Origin of the sequence: Paraglaciecola mesophila KMM 241, assembly GCF_000315015.1 — a bacterium.
GTDB classification, from domain to species: Bacteria; Pseudomonadota; Gammaproteobacteria; order Enterobacterales; family Alteromonadaceae; genus Paraglaciecola; species Paraglaciecola mesophila.
Window position 1 is genome coordinate 1 of sequence record NZ_BAEP01000022.1, and the last position, 12,688, is coordinate 12,688.

At 43.1% G+C, this 12,688-nt stretch carries 10 protein-coding genes; 5 read left to right on the top strand and 5 right to left on the bottom strand.

All coding sequences use genetic code 11. From position 1 onward, the window contains the following. Nucleotides 1-70: 70 nt before the first annotated feature. The gene (locus GMES_RS04895) at nt 71-1,480 is read right to left on the bottom strand and encodes an undecaprenyl-phosphate glucose phosphotransferase (RefSeq protein ID WP_006991476.1); all 1,410 of its coding nucleotides are present in this window, start codon (nt 1,478-1,480) and stop codon (nt 71-73) included. Between the two features lie 875 nt (nt 1,481-2,355). On the opposite strand from GMES_RS04895, the gene GMES_RS04900 reads away from it, so the two are divergent. From GMES_RS04900 to GMES_RS04920, 5 genes are read left to right on the top strand one after another with little or no spacing between them, the layout of a single operon-like run. Beyond that, nucleotides 2,356-3,540 (top strand): outer membrane beta-barrel protein, encoded by a 1,185-nt coding sequence (locus GMES_RS04900; RefSeq protein WP_039986624.1) that lies wholly within the window; start codon nt 2,356-2,358, stop codon nt 3,538-3,540. Nucleotides 3,541-3,563: 23 nt separating this feature from the next. Then, nucleotides 3,564-4,100, top strand: coding sequence for a polysaccharide biosynthesis/export family protein (locus GMES_RS04905; RefSeq protein ID WP_006991478.1), 537 nt, complete (start codon nt 3,564-3,566; stop codon nt 4,098-4,100). Nucleotides 4,101-4,117: 17 nt separating this feature from the next. Beyond that, the gene (locus tag GMES_RS04910; RefSeq protein ID WP_006991479.1) at nt 4,118-6,385 is read left to right on the top strand and encodes a GumC family protein; all 2,268 of its coding nucleotides are present in this window, start codon (nt 4,118-4,120) and stop codon (nt 6,383-6,385) included. Next, nucleotides 6,382-7,110: a tyrosine-protein phosphatase gene (locus GMES_RS04915; protein WP_006991480.1), complete on the top strand. Its 729-nt coding sequence runs from the start codon at nt 6,382-6,384 to the stop codon at nt 7,108-7,110. Before GMES_RS04910 ends, GMES_RS04915 begins: the two co-directional genes overlap by 4 nt. Continuing rightward, a complete protein-coding gene (locus GMES_RS04920) occupies nt 7,101-7,844 on the top strand; it encodes a VpsP family polysaccharide biosynthesis protein (RefSeq protein WP_006991481.1) in 744 nt (247 codons plus the stop codon). Before GMES_RS04915 ends, GMES_RS04920 begins: the two co-directional genes overlap by 10 nt. A 51-nt stretch (nt 7,845-7,895) precedes the next feature. Here GMES_RS04920 and GMES_RS04925 read toward each other — a convergent pair whose 3' ends face one another. From GMES_RS04925 to GMES_RS04940, 4 genes are all read right to left on the bottom strand, one after another. Continuing rightward, on the bottom strand, nt 7,896-8,300 hold the full coding sequence (locus tag GMES_RS04925) for a hypothetical protein (protein ID WP_006991482.1): 405 nt from the start codon (nt 8,298-8,300) through the stop codon (nt 7,896-7,898). Continuing rightward, complete coding sequence (locus GMES_RS04930) at nt 8,297-9,700, bottom strand: O-antigen ligase family protein (protein WP_006991483.1); 1,404 nt, start codon at nt 9,698-9,700, stop codon at nt 8,297-8,299. The genes GMES_RS04925 and GMES_RS04930 overlap by 4 nt, the downstream gene beginning before the upstream one ends. 113 nt (nt 9,701-9,813) lie before the next feature. Further along, nucleotides 9,814-10,458: a hypothetical protein gene (locus GMES_RS04935; RefSeq protein ID WP_006991484.1), complete on the bottom strand. Its 645-nt coding sequence runs from the start codon at nt 10,456-10,458 to the stop codon at nt 9,814-9,816. Nucleotides 10,459-10,696: 238 nt separating this feature from the next. Continuing rightward, nucleotides 10,697-12,679, bottom strand: coding sequence for a bifunctional diguanylate cyclase/phosphodiesterase (locus GMES_RS04940; RefSeq protein WP_006991485.1), 1,983 nt, complete (start codon nt 12,677-12,679; stop codon nt 10,697-10,699). Nucleotides 12,680-12,688: the final 9 nt, after the last annotated feature.

The window sequence follows — 12,688 nt, forward strand, 5'->3', positions numbered from 1 at the left end:
AAAGCTAAACCCTTTTTTATATCTAAAAGTAGACATCTTGTCTTATTAATTTGGTATTCTATTGAGATTATTAATAAGCATTTTTGTTAATAAACCCACGGGTTACGGTGGCTAGTATAATTCGAATATCCATCCACACTGACCAGCGGTGTATATAATCCAAATCATACTCCACGCGCTTAATCATCTTATTAATGGTTTCAGTTTCGCCACGAAAGCCGTTTATTTGCGCCCAGCCAGTAATTCCAGGGCGTACTTTGTGACGCAGCATATAGCCTTCAATCAACTTACGATATTCTTCATTGTGCGCAACCGCATGCGGGCGAGGCCCAACTACTGACATACGACCTTGTAACACGTTAATAAACTGCGGTAATTCATCCAGCGAAGTTTTACGTAAGAAAGCACCAAGAGGCGTGATACGTGCATCATTTTTGGTCGCTTGTTGCACTTTATCGCCATTGTCTTGCACCGTCATGGAGCGAAACTTATACACTTTGATTTCCTTGCCATCTAAACCGTAACGGTTTTGTTTAAAAATCACCGGGCCTTTAGAGGTTAACTTCACTGCCATTGCAATAAATAGCATGGGGATGGCAATCATCGTCAAAATTAATGACGATACAATAATATCTTCTAAACGCTTAGTGATATCGCCTGCACCTTGAAAGGGCGTATCGAATACACTCAACGTTTGAATTGACCCCACACTCTGCCAGCGAGCATTCAGCAGGTTGTACATAAAGAAGTTTGGGATGATATACACAGTGGCTGTTGAGTCACTGCACATGTTCAAAATCTGCATGATGCGCTTCTCGGCGCTCATAGGCATCGCAATATAGATGTAATCAATTTCGCCACTCTTAGCTAATTTAATCGCGTCTTGAATACTGCCCATCACTTGGTGCTGAATTTCATGGGGAATACGAGCCGGAGCTCGGTCGTCGTACATACCCTTGAAAATGATGCCTAATTGTTCATTTTCCATTATTTGGGTTGCTAGGTTGTATCCTGATTGCGTCGCGCCAATGACAATTGCTTTGCGGGTATTGTGGCCTTTTTTGCGGTGCCTAAATAATATCTCACGAAACGCTACGCGCCAGCTAACTAATGTCGGTGCACAAAGCACCAACCAGCTTAAAATTACAAAATTAGATGCAGCGATGCTTTCTGGGAAAATAAAGGCAAAAGTCGTTGTGACTAACGATGATACACCCCAGGCAATCATGGCCCACTTTATCATTAAGGTGTTTGGGGCGGTCCGCCAAGAGCGATATAAATCAACTGCTTCTGCGCACAACATATAAGAAATGATGCTGACAAAAAGTAACAATAAGTCCGAGGAATTAATCGGCAATCCTTGGTATAACAGCACAAGAAAATACACTAAGGTGATAATAACCATATCGACTAAACGATAAAGTGTAGAAAAACTACTTTGGTTACTTTGAATTATGCCCCCAGGGCTTTTATTATGCATGTTGTGTCTACCATTAAAGTTGCTTACTACATTTAAATTTACAGTGCTTGTAAATGAAATTGCTCCAATACCAAGCGGAGTCTTGATTTTGCGACAGGCTGGTGTCGCTAATTCCCAACATCTAAAAAACTATAAACCTAAAAAATTCCTTTTAGTTTCAATATCTTGAGTTGATATAGAAGTTAGTCTGCTTTGGACCACAAACATTATATCACGCTATTCTGTTGTATAATTACGACATATTTTTGTTTTTTTTGTGACATTGCTGGTACTTTCCACAATAGCGAGTGTGTTTTTTGTATATTATTTTCAGATATAACCGAACTTAGCACTGACGAGCTAAGCAGCTGACCAGAGAATAAGCAAGTATGAGGCCATCTTTAAAAAGATTCAGACGTGATGTTAGGTGAGCCTATACACTAGGCTTAGCCTCGTGATAAAGTGCATGAAAATTAAGCAATATATTTATTTAATTAGAGTGTCTTGTGGAACATGAAAGACGCGATTATGCGTCGATTCGGATATTTGACTAGCGCTAAAGCGGCGAACATATCGTTTAATGAGCGGTATAATTGAAACCCCCACGAGCTTTTTCGCAATATTTGTAATCGTTGCATCCTTTACATGATGTCATCTTGGTTTAACAAGCATGGCATATTAATAGGTGAAACTGAATAATTCACGCTTTACTGAATGCTTAGTGGCATAAAATTCGCTTAGGCTATCGCTTCGCCTATTTTGCGAGTCGTAATTGATGGTTTTTTACAGATATCTTGTGTCAAAATATATTGATAACAAGACACTAATTTCATTAGAAAATTGATAAACTTAGTGCAAGCAAGATCATATTTTAACTTTAAGACAGAGATGATTGAATGAGTAAGACTAAATTAGCAAGCGCCATAGGAATGGCATGTGTATGTTCGTCGTCATTTGCTCAGGAGGAGGTCGGCATTGACCTTGGAGCATTCGAATTGGTCCCAACACTCACTACAACAGTTGGTTTTAACGACAACGTCACCCGCTCGAATACTGATGAGATAGATAGCTGGTTTAGTAAAATCGTTCCCAGATTTACCTTGGTGAACAACTTTGGTTTAAACAGCTTACGCTTTGGTTATCAGCTTTCTCGTGGTGATTATTTCTCAAGCTCTGCCGATGATTACACGGACCATTTAATTTTTGCCTCATTAGATTATGAGCTTAATAGCCGCCATCGCATTAAAACCAGTATTGATTTCGAAGACGGTCACGATGATAGGGGAGAGCGCTTTTCAATTGGTCGCGGAGACGAATTAACCGCTCCAGATGAGTTCAAAGAAAGTGAAGTGGACTTTATCTACTCTTACGGTGCCCTAAGCGCGCAAGCAAGATTGGATATAAACCTAAACTATCGAGATCTTGACTATAAAATCAATACCGATGAATACAAGGCTCGTGATAGAACCAAGAGTAAAGTCGGAGGGACGTTTTATTACAATATCGGCGCCGCGACAGATTTACTGTTTGAAACGTCTATCACAGATGTTGAATATGCATTTTCGATAAATGATGCAAATTCATTTGATAGTTTAGAAACTAGCTATTTAATTGGTGCTCAATGGCAGTCTACTGCTTCTACTTCAGGCTATGCAAAAATCGGTTACCAAGACAAAGACTTTGATGCTGCTGAGCGTGGAAATTTCTCTGGCACTACCTGGCAGGCTGGTATTGTGTGGGAGCCATTAGAGCGCGCCACCTTTATTCTCGATACCCAAAATGAAGCCCGTGAAACTAATGGTGAGGGTGATTTTATTCGCCGCAAAGATATTTCTCTGCGTTGGCGTCATGAATGGCTGCAACGTTTACGTACAGAAGCGGGTTTTGCCGTTGGTACGGATGATTATGAAGGCAGTGGTCGAACGGATGATCTGCAAGATATAAACCTTGCTGTTGTTTATGAATTTAGGCGCTGGTTAACCTTTAATTTAGGTTACACCTTTAGCGATAGGGACAGTAATCAAGATACTATTGATTACGACCAAAATATTTATCGCTTAACAGCAAGAGTGACTTTGTAGTCTTTGTTTTAATTGGAGTAAATATGAAAACAAAAACCCTATTTTTGTTGTGGCTTATGCTTTTTAGCAGCGCTGCGTGGTCACTAGATGCCAGCTTAAGTCAGTATAAATTGGGCTCTGGCGATGTGATTAAAATTACTGTCTTTGGCCAACAAGATCTTTCTCTGACCACAAAATTACCCAACCATGGTGTGATCAACTACCCATTTTTGGGGGACTTGAGAGTCACTGGGTTAACAGGGGCTGAACTTGAAGCAAAGTTATATACGGGCCTCAAAGGGGATTATTTAGTTGAGCCTTCAGTGTCTGTTACGGTGATAGAGTATCGACCGTTTTTTATTGACGGTGAAGTTAAGCGACCTGGTGGCTACCCTTATCAACCTGGATTATCAGTCAATAAGGCGGCAGCACTTGCGGGGGGCTACACGGAGCGAGCGTCTAAAACAAAAATATTTATTCGTCGAGAAAACGAGTCTGGTCAAGCAGAACAACTAAATGCAGATTCTAACGATATAGTTTTACCCGGTGACATAGTTACCGTTCAACAAAGCTTCTTTTAAAAGGTATGTAGTTTATTATGTCAGCGCAATCAAATGGACAATTAGAGGCTAAGTTACTCGACTCAGAAACGATAGATTTAGGTCATTACTGGCAAACGGTTCGACGTTACTTGTGGCGCATTCTGGGACTAGCAGTATTCATCACTGTATTAGTCGCACTCATAGTAATGTCTATCACGCCGCAATATAAGGCGACGGCTAAGTTACTGATTGAATCGAAACAGGCCAAAGTGCTTTCTATTGAAGAAGTGTATGGTTTAGATTCTTCGAGAAAGGAGTATTTTCAAACTCAATACGAGATATTGCAATCAAGACAGATCGCCGAGAAGGTAGTTGAAAAGCTCAAGCTTTATGAAAACCCGAGCTTTGCGCCTGGGTATGAGGCGACTCAAGCTAACTTCATAAGCAAGCAGCTAGCAGCACTAAAAAGCAGCATAATATCTTCGTTGCCATTTTTACCGCAAAAAGAAAAAGTGGTTTTATCTGAAGCTCAACAACTTGATGCGCGCAAGCGTTACGCCACTGCGAAGGTGATGCAGGCGTTAGAAATCAATCCGCTTATTAATACCCAAATCGTAGATATTAGTTTTGAGCATGAAGATCGGCAGTTTGCGGCTATTGCAGCCAATGCGGTAGGTGATGTATACATCGAAAACTACCTCGAATCTAAACTAGATATGACCACCAAGGCGACTACTTGGCTCAATGAAAGCTTACAAGGGTTACGTACTAAACTAGATACTGCAGAGCGACGCCTTTCAGCGTTTTACGAGCAAGAAAAACTGGTCAATATCGATGGTGTAGTTGGTCTCGCAGCCGATGAATTACAAGATCTGAGCCGCCAGCTAATTGATGCTCAAGCGGCTTATAATCGCGCTGAAACCCTTTATAATCAGGTTAACTCAGGAGCGACGATTGCCGAGCTAGCTGACTTACCTGAAGTGATTAATCATCCTGCGGTACAGAATGTTAAGCGTGAACAAATTGGTGCTCAAAGTCGAGTATCTGAGCTAAGTAAGGTATACGGACCTAAGCATCCAAAGATGATTGCGGCTCAAGCTGAACTGAGCTCGATCCAGAATAGTCTTAACGACCAAATTCGCTCATTAGTTTCTGGCGTGAATACTGATTTTAGTACCGCAAAATTGAAGTTGGATGCGTTGCGAGAAGAAGTGAATGTTAATAAGGAGAGTTTCCGTAAACTCACCAACCTAGAAAGCCGGCATAAAGCACTACAACGTGAAGTGGATATCAATCAGCAGCTTTACAGCTCGTTCTTTACGCGCTTAAATGAAACGTCTGAATTAGGTGGCTTCGAGTCAGCCAATGCGCGCATGTTAGATTTGGCTGTGCCTCCTTCATTCCCGTCAAAGCCCAAAAAGGGATTGATCATTGCAGCAGCCTTTATCGTTAGCTTAGGTTTTGGGGTATTTTTAGCCTTGGCGATGGACGCACTCAATAGCGGTATACGTTCAGTGGAAGATGTCGAGCGTAAACTAGGCCAGCGTATGCTGGGCTTAATCCCTTGGGAAGCGCATAGCAAAAAAGACAACCTTTCGCTGCGTCACTTCTTCGATGGTAAACGCCACACTTTTAGTGAGGCGGTGCGAACGTTAAGAACGAGTTTACAATTGCTGAATATTGATAAACCGTCCAAAACGATCCTCGTCACCTCTAGTGTGCCTAAAGAAGGTAAAAGTACGGTATCGATTAACTTGGCATTTGCAATTGGTCAATTGAGTAAAGTACTACTAATAGATACAGATCTTCGTCGCCCAACTATTGCCAACCAATTCAGCTTGCCGGGTTTTCAGCCAGGTGTCGCAAACTTGATCGCTGGTACGCACACCCTTGAAGAGTGTATCGTAACGGATGAAATGTCAGGTATTGATATTATTTGCGCTGGAACCGTACCACCGAACCCGCAAGAACTGCTTGCTTCTGATAGCTTCAAAGTCTTGATGCAAGACTTAAAAGCACGCTATGAGCATATCATTGTTGATAGCGCACCTACGCAGGCGGTGAGTGACGCTATCGTAGTTTCAAAAGTGTGTGATTCAGTAGTCTACGTGGTTAAAGCCGACAGTACGAGTGACAAGCTAATCACCAATGGTTTGAGTCGCTTCCTGCAAGTGGGGCATAGGGTTGACGGGGTAGTATTGAACCAAGTCGATTTGCGCAAAGCGAAAAAGCATGGCGAATATACCGGCTTCTACGACCAATATGGTTATCACAGTTATAATCAAGATAATCACTACAAGGCAGAAAAGACTAAGCAATCTTGATCGATTTACACAGCCATATTTTACCCGGTATAGATGATGGCGCCCCTGATTTAGCGGCGTCATTAGCTATGGCTGAGCAATCTGTGTCTGTTGGGGTCACTCATATGGTTTGCACCCCTCATATACACCAAAGCTATTTCGATAATGACATAGCTAATATTGCTCAGACCTATCAAGCACTAGTAACACATTTGGCCCAAGCTAATTGCCCTCTTAAACTGTCATTTGGTGCAGAAATTCGCATCACTCCTGACATAATGATCTGGCACAAACGCGGCCAAATTCCGTTTATCGGCAGGTGGCAAAACAAAGATGTCATGCTGCTTGAGTTACCTCACAGTCACATTCCCCCCGGTACAGATAATTTAGTGCGCTGGTTAATCAAAAATCAAATTCAGCCTGTGATTGCGCACCCTGAACGTAACCGAGATATCATTGCTGACCCGGATAAAATTTTTGCATTGAAGCGAGCGGGCTGTTTATTTCAAGCGACAGCGGGTGCCATAACAGGTCGTTTCTCGGAATCAGCAAAAAACACCGTAGAGCTGTTACTAGCGCGCGACCTTATCTCATACGTTGCATCAGACACCCATAGTATCAATCGTCGGCCCAATGATATGGCTGAGGCGTTTATTGCGGTAACGGCACTGAAGGATAAAGAGTATGCCGTAAACTTGTTTAAAACGTTTCCATGGTCAATATCACAAGGTAACGCATGGCAGTAGGTCTTATTAGCAACATCACTCACGCACGTGTATTTATAAAACGATATGTGGCAGTGATCAGTTTTGCTGCGCTTGCGTTAGTTTGCTTATTTGTCGCGCTGCGTTTCACCAGTGCCAGTTTTGACTTTTATAAAGTGCAAAACATAGTGACGTCTTGGCAAGAGCAAGGTAATACGCAGACAATCGAAGAGTATCAGTCAGCCAAAATGGCCATTGAGTCGGCGGTTGATAGCCAACCTAGCCACCCTTTGTATCAAGATTTACTTGGGCAAGTATACGAGTGGGGTGCAATAGCAGGCTACGAAGAAGCAGAAAGCTCACTACGCTTGGCAAAAACGCATTATTTGCGTGCGACGCAGTTGCGCCCTCTTTGGCCGGTTACCTGGGCTTCTTTAGCCATGGTTAAGTGGCGGCTACAAGAATTCGACGACGAAATGCTATTGTACCTGCAACGAGCGAGTAAATTGGGGCCGCAAAAGCCCGAGGTGCACATTTTATACGTGAAGTTAGGAATGGCCTTGTATGCGAATAATCACCCAATGCTGCTGACCATTCGAAAAGATTTTTACCATCGAGTTGCTCTTGGGTTAAGCGCCCCTCAGAGCAGGAAGAAAGTGCTAGAACTGATCGCACAATACAAGGCTGAAAAACGCGTGTGCAGATGGCTTAGAAATGAACCATTATCGATACAAAGGAAAGTACCAAATTGCCCTGCAAATAAGAGAAAAGGCTAAGCTTCTAAATACTATTTGTAAGGTGACTATTGAAAAGGTGACTAATTAGTCTCAGCTTTTAAACCAATCCCATACACCAAGTGAATAATCTGGCAGTAAATCAATTCCTAATGCTGATTTAAGCAAGTAAATCAACAAAATACCTACTAGTGCAGAAAACGTCATGAAACCAGCAAGTAAAAGTGCATTAATAAAGCGGCTGGCACGCAATTGAGAGCGGGTCATACTCCTGTGGTTCTTGCCGGCCAATAACACATAGTAATATCGATATTTGAACCAAGGAATGGTGCCTCTTAAATCAATAGGGTGATGACCCCATTGGCGACTACTTACTGCATTTCTGAGGTGAGATAGCTGCTCTTCAGTAAAAGACTCGCGAACGGCTCGGGGCATACGCTCCAGCAAGTTAACTATCGCTGGGTCTTGCTCTATTGGCCCACTAAATTTTTTGCTCATATCGCTACCTTCTCATTTGAACGGCGCTTTTTACTCCTGGTTATTTTTAGTTGATTAATCGTTAAAGACAAGGCTAAAAATACTACGAAATAGATGGCATTGGCGGGGGCTTGCAGTGGGAAGTCCACCGTCATGTGGATAGCCATACCGAGCATTGCCATACAACAAGCGAATGCTGTTCCTTTTAATATAGACGGCCTACGCTTGCGCATAGCGCGCACACTCTTGGTAAAGCACCACGTAACCAATAGCGCTAAAAATAAAGAGGCAGGTAATCCATACTCAATCACAAATTGCAGGTAGTCATTGTGTGCATGATCGTAGAAAGAATGAATACTCGAGACTTTATAGCTCGGGAAGATACTGTAAAAACTGCCACCGCCACTGCCAAATACCGGAAAGTCATGGACTATGGGCAAGGCATCAATAACTACTTCATCACGCCCTTCTTGCGCCAAGCTGGTAGCCTCTATACGTTCTTGCACTTTATCTAAACCAAACCATGCACTAACAATAAACACGTCAATTACAAACATACTGATGATTAAGATAGATAACCCACGACTGCGATTTTTGATAATGACCAAAGCCAATATACCGATGAGAGCCATAGCAGCGAAAAATGCTGTGTTGCCCATACGGGAGCGAGACATCACTAACGCAATAACCATAATGGCTAAGCTAATACGAATTAAGGCTTTGCTACCAAGTAGGGTTGAGAGTATCGAGCGCATCATGTCTCTGGGGCTGCGTCCCTGATTACCCTGTAAGCTTGCTACCATTAAACCTATTCCGGCTGATAGGGCTAACAGTAAAAAATTAGCGAAATGATTTTTGTACACAAAACTACCTGTGGCTATATCTGTTACGGGTAAACCAAATATCATGCTGTACTTACTGTCCGATAAAACCTCTAATGCGCCATACAGAGCTTGCACCGCACCACTGGCTAGAATAGTGAGTAAAATCAAACGTAAACGCTTTTCTGTATTCACTAAGATCAGTACAACAATAAATAAACAGAAATAACTAAGGCCTTTCAGTAAATTAATATAGCTTTGGCCAAGATCCAAAGACAAATGAAACGGCTGAACACTGTAGGCCAATTGTAATCCGTAGCTACTGGGACTTAACGCACCTACAACCGAAGCGGGCAGGGGAATGACTTGTAACGCTGCAAAAAATAGAAAGGCTAACCACAGCCCTATAGGCAAGCGGTAGGCGCGTAATCCCATCCAAGCCTTATCTTGCCGCAAATACGCACAACTTAAAGATAATGCAAAAATAACAATCTCCATTAAGCCCCAAGCCCAAGGGCGATTTGAGCCTAAGGGGATAGGTAACCATACAAGAAAGCCTAATAAGATATAAAACGAGTAGCTATGAAGTCTTGTATTCAAAGGATCCCTTGAGCTATTTTTGAATGCTTAGTAAATAAGGTGAAAGTGGCAACTGAATGATTATAAACAAAAAAGCCAGCGAAAATCGCTGGCTTTTAAAAATTCTAAATAATTTAATTGGTTGACGCAGTGGTATCCCCACCGCCTGCACCACCTGCGCCGACTCCTGTACCCGCTGGTGTGGCTGTTACAGCAACGTTGGCGCCCGCTGCGGTAGCTGCTGATACCGTTGTTGGATCAGCGCCTGCCGAAATTGCAGCTAATAGCGCGTCGTTAGGTTCAATTTCACCGGTCGTAATAGCTGAGTCGATAACGTCTTGAGCAAAACTGGGATACAAAGTGACCGCTAATCGAATAATCTCTCCAGCGTCACTAGGAAATGCTTCGATTGAACCTTTGGTTGAGTCGGTCAACTTATTGAAATCAACCATATTGCGCATGAAATTTGCGCTAATGCCTTTGTTTAAGCCTACTACTAGTCTCGCTGAGCCGCTAATTAAAGCTTCGTCCTCTCGGGTCACATTTGTAATTGTTTGCCTTACCGCTTCGTCTAACGTCGCCCCGCCCTGGACCAAAGTAACTATTTCGCTATGAATAGTCCGCCCAGGCTGGTTTTCGTCACCGAAAAGAATATTTTCCTGCTCAGCTGAAGCCGCGTCATTCGCACTTGCCTGCTGAGTGGATTCTGTCTGTTGTGCATGGGCGAGTGATACAACCATCACGCTAGACAAGAATAAATAGGTTAAAAAATGTCGCATAATAACTCCGAAAAATAGCGGGGTGAGCTAAAAACTCACAACAAACGCTGTCATGATAAGTTTAGATGGTCGAAAAAGCAACACTAGACTAAGGTCGACTAGGTAAAAAAACGAGTCTTATCAATATTTTGCTGATGGAAGTTAAATACTCATTAAGTGAGTGTTAACTGACACTTTATGCCTGTTTGTATCGACTTGAGCGCAATTGAAACCCGTTGATAGTATTTCACTCACTTTCTTATTTTGTTTCGACAGGCAAACCGATGTAATAACCCTGTAAATGGTCGACGAATAAATCAGTCAAACATTTTGCTTCGGCTTCACTTTCTACCATTTCAGCAATGACTTGAATGTTCAGACCGTGGGCAATGTTAACCAAAGATTGAACAAACAATTGGTTGTCTGGTTCATTATGGATATTGCGCACGTAACGCCCATCTAGTTTTAAGTAATCAGGGCGAACTTTGCGAAGGTGCGTAATTGCAGCTAATTGTGCACCAAAGCGCTCTACTGTAATCCTGACACCGCGCGTCTTCAACTTTTGAATAAACAGGACAAGATCCTGTGTGCCGTTAACCAAAGCGCGTTCCGGTATTTCGAGCACTAATTTCGCGCAGGCTGCACTATCTTGGGGGAGGGCGCTAATAAGCCACTGATGAAAACTGCTTTGACTTAATGACAAGCGAGATACATTAAGGCCTATCGCATGCTGCTGATTAGGCAATTGCGCCAAGGCGCTCGCGATCAACAACTCATCAAGCTTTTGTGCGTAATTAAGCCTGACTGAAGCTGGTACTAGTTGGCCCATCGGCAAGTAGTCGTGAGCTTTATTGTCGCTATCGGCCTTACTATGTTCTGCACTATCTGAAGGTACGGCAGCACTTGAATTGAAACGAGCAAACCACTCGGCGTATAGCGTCTCGCCCTGCTTATTTTGAATTGGTTGAGCGACAAAGTCTGCATGATTCTGCTGCAAAATGGTGTTCAACTGTGCTCGCCATTCAGTGTCGCTGTGATGCACTTCTTCCTGCTGCGCTAACTGCCATCTATCTGTACTAACACTCGCGCCAGAAAGGGCGTTATCGGCTCGCTCTAATACGTCTGTTCGGGTGTCGCCAAAACTAAATGGCCCCACCCCCACATGAGCTGTACCCAGTTTATACTCGCTTTTTTCAATGGCATTGAGTTGGCTAATAATATGTTGCGCAAAGTTAACACTGGGTTGCTGAGCGGTATCTTCTAATAACACCACAAAATCAGCCCCTGAAACCCTAAACAGCGTTCCATTCAAATTATGTTGAGCAAGCGCATTTTGTAGCTCTTGACTGACAAGTGCGACATATTCGTCGCCAGCTTGGTAACCCAAACTACTGTTTACTTCGTTTAAGCTAGTCAAACGAATAAGCAATAAATAACCCTGTGAATGTTGCTCGCTATCAGCGAGTAATTGTTCAAATGCCAATTCAAATGCACGGCGGTTAGCCACACCTGTAAGCGCGTCCTGATAGGCAAAGTCGCGGTAACGTTCAGCTTGGTTCGACAGCTGAGTGAACAGTTTAGCTAGCTGAGCTGACATTCTATTTACCGCTAGCACGATACGTTTCAATTCAGGTGTACGAGGAATAGCTTCAATTTGTTCGAATTGCTGTCTACTGATGGCGTCAGCCTGTTTCACCACTGCCAACAAAGGCGTAGTGATCATTTTGACCAAAGCATATAACAGCACTAAAGCGCCAATAAATACGGCTAATATCATCCAAAAGGCCTGCACCGCATTTTGCCACAATTGTTGATATCCAAACCCAGGGTGGCTTTGCACCATTAATGTGCCGGCCATCGTCCAGCCGTCATTTAAGTCAGTAACACTTTCTGGTGGGGTGAGGGGCAATAACTCCCTAAACCACTTAGGCACACCTTCAACGGAGTTTGGGTTGTGCTTTTCGATCAATATATTCCGATCGGTATCACGCAGCACCATGCTTTGGTAAAAACCGCGGTCGAAAATAGCGTTCATCATGGTATTTACCACGGGCAAGTCTTCCGGCACTGCCACGTAGGGGGCAATTGATAAACCAAGTGATGTCGCCGTGTCTTGCGCGTGTGACGCTAGTTGTTGATCAACAAAGTCTCGGGTGTTGTTAGTATTGATCCAAAGCGTGCCTATAAACACGAGTATCAACACAGCGAGTAAGCTTAAGCTCAGTTGTCTAGACAGTGGCATAGCGGGTTT